We start from the raw sequence: 18,612 nt of genomic DNA, 5'->3' as shown, positions 1-18,612 counted from the left end.
TCCGGCTTGACGAACGATCTGGAGGTCCGGTTTGCGAAAGTGATGCTGCTCTACTTGGCTGGGACGGAGACGCCGAGTGCGCCAGGCACGATCGTGCGCCGAGCGCGCTAGGCCAGGCACATGCGGCACACTTCGATCCGCTCTTGCCTCGCGGCCCGCGATAGCAACGGCCTTCTTGATCGCGTCGGCGCTCTCATTCGCATCGATTCGATACGCACGAACGTCGGCAATGTCAGGGCTGTTTGATGGGCGGCCCCGCAATTTCGCGAGGTAAAACATGCATCGTCGGCGAGCCAAGATTATTGCGACCGTCGGACCCGCCAGCCGTTCGCCAGAGATGCTCGCGGCATTGGGCCAGGCGGGCGGATACGTTCCGACTTACAGGCAGATCACGCAAGGCGTCATGGCGCAATTCGTCAACTCGAACGAAGATTCAGCCGCCCTATTGGTATTCTTCAGGACTTGCAGGGGCCAAAGATCCGGGTTGGTACCATAAGGAATGGCAGATTTTCCCTCAGTGCCGGTGACGCCGTTCGCTTTGTTCCGTCGGTCGGCGTCCGGGCATATCGATGACATCGTGCGCCTCTCCGATGGGATAGTGATCGCGCGCGTTGATCTTGGCGTCGCAATTCCGCATGCGGAGGTTCCCGGCCGACAAAAGGAATTGATCCGATCGTGCCGCCTCGACGCTCAATGGTTGCTGCGCCGACGCCGACACGCGCCGACACTTCGGATGCGGCCACAGCGATCTATGGCGGAGCCGACGCGATCATGCTGTCCGCGGAATCTGCGACCGCGCAATATCCGTGCGAGGCCGCCACCAACATGAGCCGCATAATCGAAAGCACCGAGCGACATAAAATGTATCGTTCGATCGTCAATGCGTCGGAGCCGGACGAGGAGCAGACCGCCCCGACCGCGGCGGCTGCGGATCTCGCAACGATGATCGGAGCCTCAGCGATCCTCGCCTTCACCTCGAGCGGTACGACTGCAACGCGCATCGCGCGCAAACGTCCCAAGGTACTGATCCTCGCGATCACACCGGAGGAACGGGTCTCGCGCCAACTATGCCTGTTGTGGGGGCGCCCACGGCATGAAGTCCCCCAACATAAGCTCCTACGAGGAGATGGTCGAACGCGCGACGCAAACCGCTCTCAACGTGAACTTTTGCGGAGAATGCCGATGTCATCGTCGCCGTGGCCGGCATACGTTTCGGCGATGCCGGCACAACCAATAATTTACGCGTGGTGACGATTGCTTAAGCGCTTCGCCGCCATCCTGGCCGCCCCCTTCCTCTAACCAGCTGACGTCGCAGCGCGGCCTATGCCGTTTGCCGGCCCAACCTTGCGCAACTGCCCAGCAGATCACGTCCTCGCAAGAAATTATTCTAATCGTTTGTATATTATAATGAGCATTGAGGTCAGCGAGCCAGTGACCTTAAGATTATAGATTAGCGGGCGAATAAGTTCCGTTTTGCAATCGGGAAACGTCGGGGTGAAACCATTAGCACAAGATCTTGAGGTGTTTATCGTTGCGGCGCGGCGGGGAAGTTTTGCTGCGGCGGCGACAGAGTTAGGTGCGTCGCCTGCCTACGTCAGCAAGCGCGTCGCGCTACTTGAGCGGGCACTCGGACGCGTGTTGTTCCTGCGTACCGCTCGACAAGCGGTGCTCAGCAGCGATGGGGAAGTGTTGCTGTCCAAAGCGCAGCGCGTTCTCGATGCCTATGCGGATTTTGTAGCTGACGGTCCTGAGACCGATTCCGTCGCCCGCGGCAGCGTACGAATTACGGCAAGCTCGGGTATTGGCTGCAATCATGTCGCACCACTTGTATCGGAGTTGGCGCTCCTACACCCGGAATTGGATATTCGGCTGGAAATCGTCGATCGGAGCGTGGATCTGGTTGAGGAGAATGTCGACATTGACATTCGGGTCGGCAGGGTACGCGAGCCTCACTTGCTCGTGCATCCTATTGCGCAGGGAAGACGCATTCTCTGCGCGGCTCCCAGCTATCTCAATCGACGCGGCATGCCGGAGGAACTCGGCGATCTCGCTGGACATTCGTGCCTGGTCATGCGCGAACGTGACGAGGTGTTCGAGCGCTGGACTTTGCATGGTCCCATCGGGATGCGCACCATCAACGTCACCGCTGCCCTCTCCACCAACCATGGCGATATCATCCGCAATTGGGCGATTGCCGGCCGTGGGATAATGCTGCGTTCTTATTGGGACGTGGCCAAGGGGCTCGCGAATGGCCAATTAGTCCACGTGCTTCCCCTCTGGTGGCAGCCGGCTGATATATCTGCCGTCACCAAAGTCCGCTCAAGCAGTGTGTACCGATATTATCTTTGCGTCCGCTATATTCGCGAGCGGCTCCGTGACGGGCCATTCGCACTTGCCACAAAGCGATGGCCCGAGACTCCAGGTGAAACAGAGCTCACACTTGAGGAGGCTCCCGCGCTTCATGAGGCCTGAAACCGTGACTGAGTTTGCAGAGCGCCTTCGGGGCGATGCGCATGTCGCAGCCGGCATGGGCGGCCTTGTCGCCGAAAAGCTCACGCTGCGCCAGCTTTTCGAATCGTCCGACCTGTCGGCCCAGGAGTTTGCCGACGCGGTCGCAGCCTTTTTCAAACATGACCGTGCGGCTTTAGCCGACCTCTTGGCTGGGACGAGCTTGGTCGAACACTTCTCGCCTCGCTTCCTCCGGGAAATGGCGATTTTTCCGTATCAGCTCGCGAATGGACGCGCCGTGATTGCCCTGTTCGATCCCACGGACACGGCAGCGATCAGCGCCGCGGAGATTGTACTCGGCCCCGCGGTAAAGGTCGCCATCGCGTCGTTTGAGGACATTGATACCGCGCTCTCTCAGCGCCTTAGCGAAGGCGAGACCACCGCAGCGAATAGGGATAATACCATCGCTGTCCGCGAGGAGGATATCGAAAGCCTCCGCGACCTAGCTAGCGGCGCGCCGGTCGTCCGTGCCGTCTCCGAATTGATCGAAAAGGCCGCCGAGCTTCGCGCCAGTGACATACACATTGAGCCTTTCAGGACGGAACTGGCAGTGCGTATGCGGGTTGATGGCCTGCTTCGCCATATCCCCTCACCATCCCATGTACTCCCACAGGCCATAGTCTCCCGCATCAAGATCCTGGCGGGTCTCAACATAGCCGAGCGCCGATTGCCTCAAGATGGCGCCGCGCGTGTCCAACTTGGGCGAGCTGAAATGGATTTGCGCGTCGCTATCATGCCGACGCAGCATGGTGAGTCTGCCGTCATTCGGCTTCTGCCCAAGGAGCGGGGACTCCTTGCGATCGAGAAGCTCGGCTTTGCGCCCGACGACGAAGCAAAGCTCCGCGCAGTCCTGACGCTCCCGCACGGTCTCATCGTGGTCACCGGACCAACCGGCAGCGGTAAAACCACGACGCTTGCGACCGTGCTCGGCCTCCTCAACGAATCCTCCCGGAAGATACTGACGATCGAGGATCCGGTAGAATACGAAATCAAGGGCATCAATCAGTCCCAGGTAAACTCTGCTATCGGCCTGACTTTCGCGAAGGCATTGCGCGCTTTCGTGCGGCAAGATCCGGATGTCATCATGGTGGGCGAGATCCGTGATGCCGAGACAGCGGAAGTAGCGATCCACGCTGCCCTGACCGGGCACCTCGTCCTGACCACGCTGCACACCGAAACCGCTGCGGCCGCCGTGCCGCGACTGCTGGACCTCGGCGTCGAGGCGTTTCTGTTGAGTTCAACCCTCCGTGCCGTGATCGCGCAGCGGCTGGTGCGGCAGCTTTGCGACCGGTGCAAAACAACGAGCCGGCTCGAGCACTCGGAGTTTGCGGCCGATCGGCGGTACGCCGCGATCGGCCTTCGGGTTGGTGATGAAGTTTACAAGGCAGGCCGATGCGAGCGTTGCGGCGGAACGGGCTACCGCGGCCGCGTTGGCCTGTTCGAGGTCCTTGAAGTGGCCGATGAGGTTCGTCAGCTGATGAATGCGCACTGCGACGCCGTGTCGATTGATCGAACAGCGGTTCGATCTGGAATGACCACCATGATCCAAGACGGCCTCGCGAAATGCCGAGCCGGCGTCACGTCGCCCGCGGAAGTTCTCCGCGTAACGACCATACGATAACGTGATGCAAACCTTTCGCTATCTAGCTATGACCCAGAGCGGTGAGCTCGTAAACGGTATGATCTCCGCGTCCACCGCGAAGGAAGTTTTCGCGCGTATCGAGTATCTCGGTCTCGTTCCGATCGAAACAGTCGCTCAGGACACTAAGGTTGCGGTCGCTCATATCGCTGCTGGTTTTCTTGGGCGACCACGCGCCGAAGACGTGACCATCTTTACACGTGATCTTTCTTTGCTGCTCAAGGCGGGCGCGAGGCTTGACGATGCACTGGAGTTGTTGTGCTCAGATGACGACATCGGCCGCCTGCGCCCGATTGTGAGTAAACTCCGCGTCGCAGTGCTTGCGGGCGAAAGCTTCGCTGAAGCCGTCGGCAAATATCCGAGTTGCTTTCCGCCTATCTATGCGGCGCTCGTGCAAGTCGGCGAAACGTCCGGGAAGCTCGGCCACCTTCTCGATATGCTGGCAAGCGAGCGCGCGCGCACGGAGGCCTTGCGCCGAAGAATTACTGATGCGCTGCAATATCCTGCATTCGTGTTGCTCGCTGCATCCTGCGTGCTGGCATTTTTTGTTCTCGTGGTACTGCCACAGTTCGGAGCTGTGTTGCGCGATTTCGGCGCCAAGCAGGACTCGCTGATTGTCACGGTGCTTGGCGTTTCTGAATGGACGCGCTCCAACGGTCTGGCGATTCTTGGAGTCGCAGGGGCCGCCATCTTTGCAGCCTATGCCGTCCTCCGCCGGCCCGTGATCCGGTTCCGGCTGCTCGCAACACTGATGCGATTGCCGGGCCCCAGTTCGATTTTTCGGGCCTACCAAACTGCGGTGTTCTGCCGCAATCTCGGCATCCTTGCTGGCAGTCAGGTACCTTTGACCACCACCCTGCGCATCCTCGTCGATATCATGTCCTTTTCGGGCGATGTTCCCGCCTGGACAACCGCGGCTGATCAAGTACGACACGGCGCGAAGCTTTCTGACGCCCTTTCCCAGTCAACGGTCTTGCCCATGATGGCGATCCGCATGATCCGCATTGGCGAAGAAACCGGCCAGCTGCCAATACTCGCCGGGCGCATCGCGGAGTTCTACGAAGCCAAGCTACAGAGGAGTCTTGACCGGCTCGTCGCCGTTATCGGACCGGCGGCCGTGATCGGCATTAGCGTGGTTGTCGGCGGTCTCATCGTTTCCATTATGACGGCCCTGCTGTCTATCACTCAACTCGTATCGTGATCTCAAAACAGCGAGCGCAAATGACGCTTATCTCATCCCGCGCAATGGCCTGGCGGCGGCGGTCGTTCGCAGCGGGCGAGAATGGATTCACCTTGGTCGAGATGCTGGTCGTCATTACGATCATCGGGCTGATCATGGGACTGATCGGCCCCCGCGTGTTGAACTATCTCGCTGAGTCCAAGGTCAAGACGGCCAAGATACAAATCCGCAGCCTCGCCAGTTCGCTCGATCTCATGTTTCTCGACACGGGACGCTATCCGTCATCTTCGGAAGGCCTTAACGCCCTGGTAAAACCCGCAGCTTCGATGGCCGGATGGCACGGTCCCTACATCGATGGAAATAGCCTACCGAACGACCCGTGGGGTAGGCCCTATGTTTACCGGTCGCCCAGTGGGAACGCCAAGTTTGAGATCATGTCCTACGGGGCTGACGGGCATGAGGGCGGTGCGGATTCTGCCGCCGATATCTCGTCAAACAGCAATGAGAAATAGCCCGGAAGCACAAAACGGATTTACTTTGCTTGAGATGGTCTGCGTGTTGTCCATCGTCGCAATGCTGGTCGGTATCCTTCTGCCACGGCTTTCGCCTGGAACGTCGCGGCCGCGGCTCGAGGCATCGGCACTCGAAATCGCGTCCCTATTGAAGATCGACCGGAACGCGGCAGTTAAGAGCGGGATGCGCGTGCTGACCAGAATCGACGCGAGCACCCGGCGCCTGCAATCAGGTTCGAACGGCAGCGTTCTCGTGGTACCGGACGATGTGACGCTGGACGCACTATTGCCACGGGATTGCGAAGGACGACCCGCCCTTTCGACCATAAGTTTTTTCCCGAGCGGGTTCTCGTGCGGTGGCACGCTTAGACTCTCGCGTCTGAATACTGTCTACGAAGTTCGTGTGAATTGGCTTACGGGGGGAATCGAGATTGTGCGCGTTCCGGCTGTGTAATGCCTCCCGCAGCGTCGCGGGGTTTACGATCGTCGAGGCATTGGCCGCTCTCGCGATCGCCACCGCCATGCTGGCGGCGATCGGCTCGCTCATGTCGACCAGCATAAAAGGCGCGCGGAGGATTGATGATCGCATGGTCTTGGTGGAGACGGCGCGCACTCTGGCGGCAGCATTGCCGCCGCGCGGCGACGCAACCACGGGCGTAACGTCGGGTGAACTCAACGGCATTGTCTGGCGCGTCGATATATCGCCCTTGCTCAGGACAGCGTCCGACAAGCAGCAATGGGTGCCGAAACGGGTCCGGATCCAGGTTAAATCTTCAGCAGGTACGAGCTTCGCCCTGGAAACTGCGCGTCTGGGCCGGAGGTCGCAGTGATAGCCCGGGATCACCTCTCCCAAGCCTTGCACCGCGCGAGTATCGCGGGGTTCACGCTGTTCGAAGCTCTCGCGGCGATCGTACTTATGGGGATTGTTGTTTTTTGTCTAAGCACAATCGCGACGCATTGGCTACCCAGCTGGGATCGTGGCCTGGCGCGCGCGCAACGCGCCGAGCTTATTGGCATCGCCCTTGACCGTTTAACCGCCGATCTTGCGGCATCGCAGTTCATTTCCGCCAACGGCGGAAGCAAAAAGCCGCTGTTCAACGGCACAGAAGGATCTGTCACTTTTGTGCGCACGGTTACAAGCCCCAACGCCAAGTCGGGCCTCGAGATCGTTAAAATCGAAACAATCAAGGACCCTACTGGTCTCGTCCTCATACGCTCTTCGAGGCCCTTCGTCTTGTTTGAAGGTGCGATTGACCCGTCTGGCTTTGGTAATCCCGTCGTCCTGCTGCGATCGCCCTATCGGGCCGAGTTCGCCTATGCGGGACCCGGCGGCGTGTGGAAGGCGAACTGGCTGAATGTCGGCCACTTGCCGGCCGCCATCCGCCTCACGGTCCAAGATCACACCCTTGGGGAGGCGAGGGTAATCTCGACCACGACGCTTATTCATGTTGACGCGCCTGCACTATGCATCAGCGGAAAGAGCACGGATTGCACGGGAGAGCCCGACACTAGTCCCGATACGGCTCCCGCAGCGGACTCTCTCGAGAGCCGTCGGACCTGAGGCCACAATGATATTTTGCAATCCGCAGGAAGGACACTTATCTGGGGGGCGGGAGGGCTTTATCCTCATTGCGGTCCTCTGGATGTTGATTGCACTCGCGACACTTGCGTCCATCTATTCGATTTACATAGGCAGTTCTTCCTGGTCGAGTTCGGTGATCGAGCGCCGTCTGCAAGCCGATCAATTGGTGTCAGCCAGCCTTAATCTCGCGACCCAACGCCTTGCTGTGGCAGACCAGCGCGATCGACCTACGCATGGCCACTTCAGCTTCCGGCTAGGCCAAGCCAACGCATCGGTCAGATTCGTTTCCGAAGCGGCCCGGCTCGATCTCAATCAGGCCCCGCGCGAACTACTATCGAGTTTCTTCATAGCGATCGGCGCATCGGAGGAGGATGCCCCGCGTTTTGCTGCGCGGATTGTTGGTTGGCGAGAGCGCTTAAGACCATCCGATCGCGCTAATGAAGCGCAGCTTTACCGCGCCGCCGGCCGCGGCTATGGACCGCGAGGCGCTCCCTTCGCACATGTAGGAGAGTTATGGTTAGTTCAAGGTCTGCCGCAGGTCATCATAGAACGAATGTTGCCTCTGGTGACCGTTTACAGCGGCAGGTCCGATATTAACGTCTTCGACGCGCCGCCCGAGCTTGTTGCGGCTTTGCCTGGCATGACCCTAGATCGTCTGAATGGTTTTCTTGGCCAACGGCAGCTCGTGGCTCCCAGTAAGGACGCTCTAGTCCGACTGCTCGGTTCAGATCAAACCGCCGCGACCGCCGATGCAAGTGACGCGTTCCGGCTGGACATAAAAATAGGGGGCGCAGGGGGATGGAATAGCTGTGCGGAAGCGGTCATCTTGCTACAGGGTCCGGACGATCCTTTTCATATCCTTGCCTGGGATGACAGTTTGCGCGGTGACTGTCGTCAGGGCATGGCAACGGCGAACCCGCCATGATCCTGTTTAATTCGATAGCGGCAGGCCTCGCTTCGTGGGTACAAGCCGTGGCGTCCGAAGTTTCATCGCTCTCGAACGGCTTGCGCCGACGCTCGCAGGTTCGGATGGTGGAATTCGAGAAGGATCAATTCACCCTTCATCTCGTGACCGACCCCAAAAACGCGAAAGCGCCTGACCACGCGCTCGCGGTCCTGGAGGGAGCGGTTGCTAGCCCAATCCCTCCAGCATGGAAGTTAGCTCTGACTGGAAGTCAGCTTGAACTTGTCCTTCACCCGGCGCGATTTCTGTTTCGCCCGCTGGATTTGCCGAGGCGCGCTGCCGAATATGCGGCGGGTGTCGTGAGGTCCCAAATCGACCGACTAACCCCGTGGGATGTGCAAGAAGCGGTCTATGGTTGGAGTGCTTCACCTGACGAGACTGGCGACCGCATTCAGCTGACAATCGCTGCCACGCCTCGCGCTAAGCTAACGCCCTTGCTCGATGCTATCGGATCGCTTGGGACTTGGTCAATCCTGGTCTCCACGTCACGTTCGAACGTGCCAATTAGGATCGTTGAGACACAAATACACGGACCGACCGATTTCCGTCGTGTTCGTACGTGCCTGATGGTAGTTCTGCTGTTAAGCGGCTTTGCTGCCACTTCGTCGCTTTGCATTTCAGCGCTCATTTCGGACGGTTTGGCCCTGAGACGGGAAGAACTCTCTCGAAAGATATCGGTGCTCACAAGAGCGTCGCAGAATGTTGTTGCCGAATCCGCTTTGCGAGAGCTCGAACAACAGAAGCGCAACACTCCTTCGCCCGTAATGGCGATTGAGGCGCTGTCGGATCTACTGCCAGACAACACGTTCCTAACGGAGCTGCGTATCGATCACGCGAAACTACAGATAGCGGGCCTTACGAGCGACGCCGCATCGCTCATCCGCCTGATCGAGCAGTCGCCCCAGTTTTCACACGCGATCTTCTTCGCTCCAACCACACGGTCTGAAGGAGCAACCAAAGAGCAATTCCACGTCGAGGCTCAAATCAACCCCGCATTCGCCGCTATCCATGAACCAGACCTACCGCATTAGACGCTACGTCAGCGCCATTCCGTTCGTTGCCACAATTTGTTACGCGGCAATGACGGGATTTCTATTGCTGATCACGGGCTGGACGGCGTTGGACCTGGCGGAACAGCATCGTACGCTGGCGAACGCGAACGAAATGTTCGACAGGTTGCAGTCACAACAGCGGGCGGCCCGCAGCACGAACGACGGGGCGCTCGCTGTGAGTCCACCAGTTGTCGAAGGTCCCACGGTCACAGTCGCGGCCGCCGTGGTGCTGCAGCACGTTTCTGCAGAAGCGACGCGGATGGGAAGCAACATCTTATCGTCGCAGGTCGATCTGCAGGACGCAGGAGCACAACACGGGATCGTCAGAGTCTCTGTCGATCTCGAGATCGAGCAGCCGGCCCTTCAAGGCCTCCTTTACGAGCTGGAGGCGGGATCGCCCTTCCTGTTCATCGATCAATTGGTCATACAGGTACCCGAGTCGTCGACAAGACACGCCGCGACGAAGGTGCGCGTCGCAATTGTCGTCTCCGGATGGTGGCGGAGTGTCAAATGAAGTGCCCCCTCACGATTCAAGCTCTCGCGCTGGCCTTCCTGATCTTGGCAGTCGAATCGGGGAGGCGGCCTGCCGAGGCGAGTCAGACTTCAACGGCTACTGGCCTGAATCCGCCAGTGTCGCCCACAATGGAGTACCTGCTTGCGAAGGAGCCATTCGAGGCTACCCGATCGGAGCATAATCCCATTGCCAAAGTCCCCCTTGCGCAGCTCAATAAAACGCAAGAGCGCCCGCTATTCTCTCCGTCACGCCGCCCTCCGTCTCTGCCGCCGCCGAACGCGCCCACTATCCCCGTTGTCGTCGCGGCTCCCAAGCCGCTCGAGCCTGAGCTTCCGCCATTTGAACTCGTGGGCACGATAACTGGGGGCGCCGACAGCATCGCCGTCTTTGTGAATCGCGCGACTGGCGAGACGGTGAAGTTGCGGCAGGATGAAGTTCAATCAGGATGGACGTTGCGCGACATCGGAGCGCGTGAAGCCACGCTTTCGAACGGCGAGAACATCAAGGTTCTGGCTCTCGCCTTGCCCGGCACGACCGCAGATCCGGCGCCTGTGGAAGCCAGCACCGCTTCAATACGGCATCCTGCGAAGCGTTAAGGGTAAATGCGATTATGTTAGCGGATCAATCGCAACCGCCAAGTGTGCCGCGCTGCGATGGGTCGCCTTCAGGTACACCGACACGACGATCTCGTAGCCGCTCGTGCCATTGCGTGCAATGCCGCAGACCCTACGTTGCAGCGCACAGAGGCAATTCATCTTGACAAGCAACACTTCGTGTCGCTCGACAACACACCTCAGATATTGATGTCCGTCATTCAGTCCCTAGCATCGCGAGAAAGCGCCTTATGAACCGCTTTTCGTTTGGCGCGGCTGGCGGGGGACTTTCAAACATCAATGGCCCGATCCGATCTGTCGCCTATCTACTCGGAAACACGAGCGAGGCTTTTCGAGATGGCGACCTTCACTCTAACGATTGAACAACCGAAAGAGGAACCTTTATATGTTACGCAGGAACTCAATCCCAACCAAGTGTGCCTTGGCTTTGGCCGCGACGCTCATGGCAGGTTCGGCGTTGTCGACCACGGCTCACGCAAACAATGGCGACTTGATCGCAGCGCGTCAGAAATTTTTCGGCGACGAGAACGTCGATCCCGAGTCCGGGCGGGTCAGTCCCGACAAGGTCATCTTGTCGTGGCTCTCGAATTCAACTCTGGCGGCTTCCATTGCCGGCCACGTTTTGCTTTTGGACACTTACGTCACTCGGCTCGAAGTTTCGCCGGGCCGCACGCCCTTCGTTATCGGCGATTTGGTTGCTCTCAAACCAGAAGGCCTTCTAATCGGGCATGGTCACTTCGATCACGCGGACAACGCGGCCTACATCGCTGCGATGACCGGCGCGAAACTCTACGCCACCGCGGAAACCTGCGTTGCCCTGCAAGCCGATTTCGCGCGCGAGCAGGCCGACCCGGCGATTCAAGGTAATCCGGCTACGGCGTTTCCTCACAAGGCGTCGATCTCCTGCAACACGGTCACGACGACCGGTTCGGTTCCCGGCACCCAAATTGTCAAACTGGACTTCCTGGAACCGGACGCCTGCGTAATCGCCTTCCGACACTTGCACTCGGTTGCAGTCCCGGTCGACCCGACCTGGCCGCGGGCACCTAATCCGTCCGTTTATTATGCGGTTGACCCGCGCGATCCGGGGCTGTTTCCGGCCGGAACGCCGCTTGCGCCCGGGAAAAGTGGGACGCTGCCTGGGCAGATCAACATTGCTACCAGCGGCAGTGGTGGTCCGGGTGGCCCTATTCCGCTGTTTTTCGATTTTGTGTTGCGCGAAGGTCGTCACTTCACCTTTGCTTGGTATAACTCGTCGGGAGCACTCAAAGAAGGATTGGGAAGCGGGTGGCCCAACGGCACGCCAGCTGACGGCCAGCGTATCACGAACATCCTGAAGAGTTTACCGGCCACCGATGTGGATGCCGGTACGATTGCGACAGCCAATTTCGATAACAATTCTTATCGTGATCCCTTCGCGTATATTCAAGCGCTGAACCCGAAGATCTTCATTCCGTTGCATCTGACCACCGGGTCGACCTTCAAGGAATCCATCTCGCCCGCCGTTTACGGCGGATACCTGGATCAAATTAAGCGCCTCGGCCTGACACTCGATCAATGGCCAGACACACGATGGCTCGTTGATCCCGAAGATTACGCAAAGCCCATCGTCTACGACATTCGGGACCCGCGCTGGGACAATCCAAAGAAGCTGCCCGCCATCAAGCATTATTGCGGTTCTGATCCAGACGACCACCACGACGACCACGGGAAGCCGTGACCACCGCGCCGACGGCTGCTCGAAAAGAGGAGCCGTCGCGCCCTTCCACGATCCGCGCGCCGGATGCAACTGAAATGATGCAATGAAACGCTCTCTGATTTGGTTCGTAATCGTCGCAACGCTGTGTGTGTGCATCCACGCAAGGCACGTCGACGCTCATCCGGATATATTGGTTCACATGCATGATGCGGTTATCTTTGATGGAAATGGCTCTATCAGCGGCGTCCGCGTATCTTGGACCTACGATAGGGAAACGTCGGTGACGGCATTGCGAAGTAGCGGCCTCAACGAAAGCGCCCCACACCTCGGGCGTGACCAGCTTGATCCGCTGGCCAGGGCGACGGTTAATTCGCTGCGCGCGTCTGACTTCTATACGTTCGCGCGCGTCAATGGCACCAAGCAGCCATTCGATGGCGCATCCGATTCATGGCTCGAGTGGGATGGATCGGTGCTAACATTGCATATGGCTCTCAACTTCAAGCAGCCCGTGAGCAACAGCAATTTCACGCTCGAGCTCTTCGATGAAACAGACGAGATCGAGTTCGATTTCCAAGAAGGAGACGCCGTCATCATGACGAAGGCACCCAAAGACTGCGCGCTCGTCGTCGCACGGCCAGGCGATGCCGCCGCTCAACGGGAACTTCTCGGCGATGCTTATCTCAATCCCAACGTTCAACCGGTCGGTTGGGATGCGCAATACTCAAACAAGGTTTCGGTGCGATGTCTAAGTTAGAGGCAATTACAGCCTTGCTCAACCGAATGAAGTCGCCGCTCGACGCTGAACAAGCTGTCTTATGAGCGATTTCGCGCGCGGAGACATTGCTTTGCAGAATTGTCACGGGCGAAACGAAAGTGTCGGTGCAGCGATATTGTTGCATGCGGCTTAGCCGTTGCGACAACAACATAAGGAGTAACGTCAATCATTGAGAAGATTGGGCGCCGCGCGGTTCACGCGCTCGACGATCTGCTCGCATTTGTAATGAAGACGCGAGAGAGTGAGAGGCTACGCGCTATGTTGACACGCCTGCACCGTTTGCGATGTGGCGCGAAGCTGAAGAAGACAATTGCCCTAGTTGCCGCGGGGGCTCTGACGGGATGCGGCGCGCCACTCACGTGGCAGGACACTCACACCAAACCTGACGTAATGGATGAGGTTCGTAATCAGGATCTGCTTCCCCGATTTCCGGAACGCACCGCAGAAGCCGATCTGCAAGGCACTGTCCGGCCAGGTCGCGCCCAACTCTTTTCGGCCGAGCCGGTCTCTTCTATGCAGGCAATCGTGGCCCCGGCGACGAGTACCGGCACCGGTCCCGGGTATGAACTGAATTTCGAAAACGCCACGATTGCGTCGGTTGCAAAAACTGTACTCGGCGACATCCTGAAGACGAGCTACACAATCGACCCGCGTGCTCAGGGCAATATCAATATTGCGTCGGGAAGGCCGGTTCCGAAGCAGGACTTGCTGTTCGTGTTCGAGAGTGCGCTCCGATTGGCAGGAGTCGCGCTCGTCCGCGACGGCGCCGCTTATCGAATTGTCCCACAGACAGAGGCACTCGCAGCCGGCAGTCTTGATTCGCAGCCTGCAAACGTGGAGCCGGGATTTGGCGTCTCTGTCGTGCCGCTTCAATACATATCGGCCGGGACGCTGATGCAGCTCCTGGATAGTTTTGCTACGAAGCCCGGTGCGGTTCGCGTGGATAAGGCTCGCAACATGCTGCTGGTTCAGGGCACAGGGCCCGAGCGTCGCACGGTCGTCGATACGGCTGTTGGTTTCGACGTTGATTGGATGCGGGGGCAGTCAGTCGGTATCTTTCCACTCCAGAACAGCGCTCCTGAGCCTGTCCTGACAGAACTCGAAAAAATCTTGAATTCAAAGGAAGGCGACGTTGGGCACGATCTTGTCAAGTTTCAGGTAATGGAGCGCCGCAACGCGATTTTGGCGGTAACCTCCAAGCCGCAGCTCCTGCGAACGGTCCAGACTTGGATTGGCCGACTCGACGCATCAGATCCTGCCCGTGTTGTTGTACATGTCCGCCGGGTCAAGTACGGCGACGCCCGGCAGCTCGCGAAAGTGCTCGGCGAAATCTTCGGCGGAGGCAGCTCAAATGCAACCGACAGCGCGGCGGGACAGGTCGCGCCTGGGAGCGGTTTGGTGAGGACATCGTCCAATGCCGACCGACTACCAGCCATCTCAACGACTTCCAGCTCCTCCACAAGCACAAAAGGCAATACTGATTTCGGCGGAGGCGCACTCGGGGGCGGATCGCGAACAGGGAACGACACTGGCGGCTCGGAGCTACAGAGCGCTGGCCTTAGCGGCAGGCCCGTGATGGAGGGGATTCGCATCGCAGCCGACGTTTCCACGAACTCCCTGCTTATCTATGCGAACGCTCAGAATTACCGGACCGTCGAACAGACCATACGCCAGCTCGACCAACCGCAGGCTCAAGTCGCGATCGATGCGACCATCGCTGAAGTTACGCTCAACAACAATCTGAGCTACGGGGTTCAATTTTTCATCCAAAGCAAAAACCTCGGTATGGCTCCCGATCGAGGCTCCGCCCTGAACGTCCCAAGCTCCCCCCCAGGACAGCAGTCGAGCGTCCTCAATGGCGTCGCATCCGCTTTCCTTAACCGCGCCTTCCCAGGCTTTAATTTCCTCGTCGGCCCTGAGGCGCAGCCCAACATGATCATAGATGCGCTGCACGCGGTGACAGATGTCAAGATATTATCGAACCCTTCGCTGGTTGTGATCGACAATCAGGTCGGCACACTACTCGTTGGGAACGAGATCCCGGTATCGACCGGCACCGGCAACGTTCTCAATTCGGCGACCGGCACCAACAACACGATCATCAACTCAATCGACTATCGCAACACCGGCATTATCTTGCGCGTCATTCCTCGGGTTAGTCCCGACGGCAACGTGCGCCTCGATATCGAGCAAGAAATCAGTCAGGCGACGAACGCGACCGCGAACTCGCTCACGCCGACCGTCTCGCAACGCAAAGTGAAGAGCTCTGTCGCCGTGCCGAACGGGCAAACCGTACTCTTGGCAGGCCTCATTCAGGAAAACACTGAAGTCGATCGTGGTGGGATTCCGGTTCTCGACGAGATACCGAAAATTGGCGACCTCCTGTCGCACCAGAACAAGACGACGACCCGGACCGAGCTCATTATCTTCATCCGTCCGCAAGTCATTCGGGACAGCATTGCCGCCCACTACGTCGCCGAGGAGTTTCGGGCAAAGCTGCGCGGAACGGTCGAGTCCCTTCCTTCCAAGGGAAGACAACCGCCACTACTTCAATGAAGGAGCAACGAGGAAAATGCCGGAACGCCTCTCGCGTTGCTCGCAAAAGTTTCTCACGTTCCGAGCACCGACCCACGTCACGGTCACGGCGGCATTCGTCCTCTGCGCCGTCTGCATGGCGACGAGCGTCGCAGCGGATCCGAGCTCCGCAGGCCTCCTCGGGGCGGCATTCTCCGCCGTTGCCATCGCAATCGCCGTTATAGATGCGCGACTCTTCGTAATACCAGACGAACTGACCATCCTGGCGCTTGTACTCGGATTGGCAAACGTGTTCGTGCAACCTCCAGACTGGATGGTGCCGACGCTCGCGACGGCAGCATCGCGCGGAGCGGCATTAGCCGCGATGTTCTGGCTATTGCGCATCGCCTACAGGTCCGTCCGTCTGCGCGACGGCATCGGGTTGGGGGACGTCAAACTCGCCGGCGTTGCTGGAGTCTGGCTCGATTGGAATCTGATTCCAATCGCAATCGAGGTCGCGGCCGGATCAGCTTTAATCGCCTGCGGAATTGCGGCGCTTCTCCGTCGCGACAGCATCCAAGCCATCACCCGGCTGCCGTTCGGTCTGTTCTTCGCGCCAGCCATTTGGGTCACATGGCTGATATGGAAGGTCTGGTGAGGTTCGAATGATCGTTGCAGATTGCAAATCGACTCGGGAACATCTATGAAGAATGCACGCCCCCTGATCGGAACTTTGTTCCTCACACTGTGGACTATCGGCAACGTGTTCGGCGCCGAACTCTCCGAAAACGGGCGCTCATTCGCGCGGCGACATGTTTCGGCGGCGGGCGGTGCGATTGAAGCATGCCGGTCCGCTCGAGCCGCAGCTGTCTTGGGCTTCAGGCACGAACATGGCTTCAATGTCCCGCAGTCCTACGAGATAGCCGCGGCGTATTACCACACGGCAGCCGCATGCGGTGATCCGACAGGCCAATATTTGTTCGGCCTCTCCTACGATAAGGGGCATGGCGTTGCGCAGGATGGCGTTCTTGCGTACATGTGGCTGAATTTGGCTGCCGCCCACGCTCCTCAGCTACGGCGCCCGTATTACCTTCGAACAAGAGACGCGGTAGCCAATAATCTCACGCCTGCACAACTCAGCCAAGCTCAATGGCTAGCCATTCAATGGCGGCCCGGAACGGCACCTTAATCCCACTTTTCGAGGTTCCGACCAGGCCTTCTTCGATCATGTGCGAATGGTGCTAGCCGTCGCTTTTCGCGGCGCAGCTAGGATGCATCTGTAGACTCTCGGTTCGGCGGCGTGGCGGTCGACGTCGGTTCTGATCTGCTCGGGTTCGGCGCACGAGCCACCGGTCTTGCGCGCCTTCTGCTCAATTCCTTCGCTCGGAATAGCGAAATTCACAGCGAGCAGATCATTGCCGTGCCTTCTTAAGTTACGCCTTGCTTGCGTATTCACGTGGAGCCAGCCCGGCAATTTGGCTATAAAATGCGGAAAGTCAGTCCCATGGGCGGGTGACAAGGTCTGCCGGAGTTGCCGCCCCGGCGCCGAGCGGTTTTGGCGGTCCCAATCCGTCCAACATGATTGCATCGCCTTCCGGCGGCACCAACCTACTCCGCATGCGCCGGCTCGGGCTGTCCTGTGTTCGTGCTGAATTCGTTACTGGGCGTCGTTGCCGAGTAAGAACTCTGCGGCGTAGCACTATATATATCGCGTCAGGGCCCAGAGTTGTGTTACCGCACACAGTTCGAGGGGATGACGGAGCGTGCGCGGTAAGACCCTCACGATCCATATTCGGCCGCAGCCAGTCCAAGAAGGATAGCCAGCACGAAACTTCTTGGGCATCGTTTGAACGCGGCTGCTGGAAGTCGCCTGAGTTGCCGATGCGAAGCGCGGGCCCCCGAGCCCTAGAGACCGATCCGGTCACGTCTTGTACAAGCTATACAGATTGGATTCGAAGCTCGCTTCTGCGACCCTGAACCAGGTCACGATGTCCTCACGAAACTTCAGCCATTCGCTGTAGATCTTGCGAAACTCGGCATTCTTCTCCGTCTCTTCGGCGTAGAGCGAGAATGCCGCGCGATAGCCGCCCTCCATGATCTCGCGCGAGAATGGCCTGAGCTCGGTGCCGTTTGCGATCAGCCGACGCAGCGGCGCCATGTTGCTGGCGTCGTAATGCGACAGCATGTCCCAGGAGGCCTCCGCGGCGGCCACCTCGAATGCCCGCTGATAATGAGCAGGCAAGGCCGACCAAGCCTTCGCTCCTACATAGAAGGCCAACTGCCCCGTGCAATCCCACCAGCCCGGGTAATAGTAATATTTTGCGACTTTGTTGAAGCCCAGCTTCTCGTCATCGTAGGGGCCGACCCATTCGACCGCGTCAATCGTGCCTCTTTCTAGTGCAGCATAGGTGTCGCCGCCGGCAATGTTCTGAGGAACGACGCCGAGGCGTGCGACCACGTCGCCCGCAATGCCGGGGATGCGCATCTTGAGGCCCTTCAGATCATTGAGCGTATTGACCTCGCGGCGAAACCAACCGCCCATCTGCACGCCCGTGCTGCCGCCGGGAAAGTTCACGACGCCGTAGGACTTGAAGAACTCCCTGAACAGTTCGAGCCCGCCGCCGCGATACATCCACGACAGATGCTGGCGTGGCGTCATTCCGAACGGCAGCCCGGTGTCGATCGCAAACGCCTTGTTCTTGCCGCTGTAGTAGATCGATGCCGTGTGTCCTATCTCGACCGTTTCGCTCTGCACGGCATCGAGTACCTGCAGGCCTGGCACGATTTCCCCGGGGCCGAACACCTGAATCTGGAAGCCGCCATCCGTCATCTCCTCGACGTGCTTGGCAAGGCGAACGGCGATACCGTGAATGGTGTCGAGGTTCTTGGGATAGCTGGACGCCAGGCGCCAGCGGATCGTGGCCTTTTGCGCTCGGACGACAGAGGGGGCGGTCAGCGGCAACAGGCCGACCGCGGCAACTCCAACAATAGCTCGACGGGTCTTCATGGTTCCACCCTGGTTCTTTATGATTGTTGATTGTCGTAGGTTGGATCGCTGA

At 58.9% G+C, this 18,612-nt stretch carries 17 protein-coding genes and 1 pseudogene; 17 read left to right on the top strand and 1 reads right to left on the bottom strand.

What is annotated here, in order from left to right; all coding sequences use genetic code 11:
- The first annotated feature begins 277 nt into the window (after positions 1-277).
- The 17 genes and pseudogenes from AC0WRY_RS36965 (at position 278) to AC0WRY_RS36885 (ending at position 16,742) form a co-directional block, all read left to right on the top strand.
- A pseudogene (locus AC0WRY_RS36965) lies at positions 278-1,262 on the top strand (pyruvate kinase).
- A gap of 232 nt (positions 1,263-1,494) precedes the next feature.
- A complete protein-coding gene (locus tag AC0WRY_RS36960) occupies positions 1,495-2,472 on the top strand; it encodes a LysR substrate-binding domain-containing protein (RefSeq protein WP_128930062.1) in 978 nt (325 codons plus the stop codon).
- Positions 2,462-4,129, top strand: coding sequence for a GspE/PulE family protein (locus AC0WRY_RS36955; protein WP_377818964.1), 1,668 nt, complete (start codon positions 2,462-2,464; stop codon positions 4,127-4,129). The genes AC0WRY_RS36960 and AC0WRY_RS36955 overlap by 11 nt, the downstream gene beginning before the upstream one ends.
- Positions 4,130-4,133: 4 nt before the next feature.
- Entirely contained in the window at positions 4,134-5,348 is a 1,215-nt protein-coding gene (locus AC0WRY_RS36950; RefSeq protein ID WP_128955146.1) for a type II secretion system F family protein, read from the top strand.
- Between the two features lie 20 nt (positions 5,349-5,368).
- Positions 5,369-5,839, top strand: coding sequence for a type II secretion system major pseudopilin GspG (gspG, locus tag AC0WRY_RS36945; RefSeq protein ID WP_128930065.1), 471 nt, complete (start codon positions 5,369-5,371; stop codon positions 5,837-5,839).
- Positions 5,721-6,293 carry a GspH/FimT family pseudopilin gene (locus AC0WRY_RS36940; protein WP_313753858.1) on the top strand — a complete coding sequence of 191 codons (573 nt, stop codon included), beginning with the start codon at positions 5,721-5,723 and terminating at the stop codon, positions 6,291-6,293. The genes gspG and AC0WRY_RS36940 overlap by 119 nt, the downstream gene beginning before the upstream one ends.
- Positions 6,271-6,669 (top strand): general secretion pathway protein GspI, encoded by a 399-nt coding sequence (locus AC0WRY_RS36935; protein ID WP_128930067.1) that lies wholly within the window; start codon positions 6,271-6,273, stop codon positions 6,667-6,669. Before AC0WRY_RS36940 ends, AC0WRY_RS36935 begins: the two co-directional genes overlap by 23 nt.
- Positions 6,666-7,400, top strand: coding sequence for a general secretion pathway protein GspJ (locus AC0WRY_RS36930; protein ID WP_128930068.1), 735 nt, complete (start codon positions 6,666-6,668; stop codon positions 7,398-7,400). The genes AC0WRY_RS36935 and AC0WRY_RS36930 overlap by 4 nt, the downstream gene beginning before the upstream one ends.
- 82 nt (positions 7,401-7,482) lie before the next feature.
- Entirely contained in the window at positions 7,483-8,346 is an 864-nt protein-coding gene (locus tag AC0WRY_RS36925) for a type II secretion system minor pseudopilin (RefSeq protein WP_164933593.1), read from the top strand.
- A complete protein-coding gene (locus AC0WRY_RS36920) occupies positions 8,343-9,416 on the top strand; it encodes a PilN domain-containing protein (protein ID WP_128930070.1) in 1,074 nt (357 codons plus the stop codon). Before AC0WRY_RS36925 ends, AC0WRY_RS36920 begins: the two co-directional genes overlap by 4 nt.
- Positions 9,394-9,951, top strand: coding sequence for a type II secretion system protein GspM (gspM, locus tag AC0WRY_RS36915; protein WP_128930071.1), 558 nt, complete (start codon positions 9,394-9,396; stop codon positions 9,949-9,951). The genes AC0WRY_RS36920 and gspM overlap by 23 nt, the downstream gene beginning before the upstream one ends.
- Positions 9,948-10,547: a hypothetical protein gene (locus AC0WRY_RS36910; protein WP_128930072.1), complete on the top strand. Its 600-nt coding sequence runs from the start codon at positions 9,948-9,950 to the stop codon at positions 10,545-10,547. Before gspM ends, AC0WRY_RS36910 begins: the two co-directional genes overlap by 4 nt.
- 460 nt (positions 10,548-11,007) lie before the next feature.
- On the top strand, positions 11,008-12,285 hold the full coding sequence (locus AC0WRY_RS36905; RefSeq protein ID WP_128955148.1) for an MBL fold metallo-hydrolase: 1,278 nt from the start codon (positions 11,008-11,010) through the stop codon (positions 12,283-12,285).
- An 82-nt stretch (positions 12,286-12,367) separates the two neighbouring features.
- Entirely contained in the window at positions 12,368-13,018 is a 651-nt protein-coding gene (locus tag AC0WRY_RS36900; protein ID WP_128930074.1) for a DUF1007 family protein, read from the top strand.
- Positions 13,019-13,297: 279 nt separating this feature from the next.
- On the top strand, positions 13,298-15,595 hold the full coding sequence (gene gspD / locus AC0WRY_RS36895; protein ID WP_128955149.1) for a type II secretion system secretin GspD: 2,298 nt from the start codon (positions 13,298-13,300) through the stop codon (positions 15,593-15,595).
- Between the two features lie 16 nt (positions 15,596-15,611).
- Positions 15,612-16,211 (top strand): prepilin peptidase, encoded by a 600-nt coding sequence (locus AC0WRY_RS36890; RefSeq protein ID WP_128930076.1) that lies wholly within the window; start codon positions 15,612-15,614, stop codon positions 16,209-16,211.
- Between the two features lie 45 nt (positions 16,212-16,256).
- On the top strand, positions 16,257-16,742 hold the full coding sequence (locus AC0WRY_RS36885; protein WP_128930077.1) for an SEL1-like repeat protein: 486 nt from the start codon (positions 16,257-16,259) through the stop codon (positions 16,740-16,742).
- 732 nt (positions 16,743-17,474) lie between these two features.
- On the opposite strand, the gene AC0WRY_RS36880 is transcribed toward AC0WRY_RS36885, so the two are convergent.
- Positions 17,475-18,560 carry a TRAP transporter substrate-binding protein gene (locus AC0WRY_RS36880; protein ID WP_128930203.1) on the bottom strand — a complete coding sequence of 362 codons (1,086 nt, stop codon included), beginning with the start codon at positions 18,558-18,560 and terminating at the stop codon, positions 17,475-17,477.
- Between the last annotated feature and the right edge of the window lie 52 nt (positions 18,561-18,612).

Source organism: Bradyrhizobium sp. T-12, assembly GCF_058314695.1.
Note: the sequence above shows the minus strand (reverse complement) of the source record. Positions and strands in the feature narration are given on the sequence as shown.

Coding starts and splice junctions, on each gene's coding strand:
- AC0WRY_RS36890 (WP_128930076.1), top strand. CDS start 15,612: ATGCCGGAACGCCTCTCGCGTTGCTCGCAAAAGTTTCTCACGTTCCGA.
- AC0WRY_RS36950 (WP_128955146.1), top strand. CDS start 4,134: ATGCAAACCTTTCGCTATCTAGCTATGACCCAGAGCGGTGAGCTCGTA.
- gspM (WP_128930071.1), top strand. CDS start 9,394: ATGAACCAGACCTACCGCATTAGACGCTACGTCAGCGCCATTCCGTTC.
- AC0WRY_RS36955 (WP_377818964.1), top strand. CDS start 2,462: ATGAGGCCTGAAACCGTGACTGAGTTTGCAGAGCGCCTTCGGGGCGAT.
- gspG (WP_128930065.1), top strand. CDS start 5,369: ATGACGCTTATCTCATCCCGCGCAATGGCCTGGCGGCGGCGGTCGTTC.
- AC0WRY_RS36910 (WP_128930072.1), top strand. CDS start 9,948: ATGAAGTGCCCCCTCACGATTCAAGCTCTCGCGCTGGCCTTCCTGATC.
- AC0WRY_RS36920 (WP_128930070.1), top strand. CDS start 8,343: ATGATCCTGTTTAATTCGATAGCGGCAGGCCTCGCTTCGTGGGTACAA.
- AC0WRY_RS36885 (WP_128930077.1), top strand. CDS start 16,257: ATGAAGAATGCACGCCCCCTGATCGGAACTTTGTTCCTCACACTGTGG.
- AC0WRY_RS36905 (WP_128955148.1), top strand. CDS start 11,008: ATGGCAGGTTCGGCGTTGTCGACCACGGCTCACGCAAACAATGGCGAC.
- AC0WRY_RS36900 (WP_128930074.1), top strand. CDS start 12,368: ATGAAACGCTCTCTGATTTGGTTCGTAATCGTCGCAACGCTGTGTGTG.
- AC0WRY_RS36880 (WP_128930203.1), bottom strand. CDS start 18,560: ATGAAGACCCGTCGAGCTATTGTTGGAGTTGCCGCGGTCGGCCTGTTG.
- gspD (WP_128955149.1), top strand. CDS start 13,298: ATGTTGACACGCCTGCACCGTTTGCGATGTGGCGCGAAGCTGAAGAAG.
- AC0WRY_RS36940 (WP_313753858.1), top strand. CDS start 5,721: ATGTTTACCGGTCGCCCAGTGGGAACGCCAAGTTTGAGATCATGTCCT.
- AC0WRY_RS36925 (WP_164933593.1), top strand. CDS start 7,483: ATGTTGATTGCACTCGCGACACTTGCGTCCATCTATTCGATTTACATA.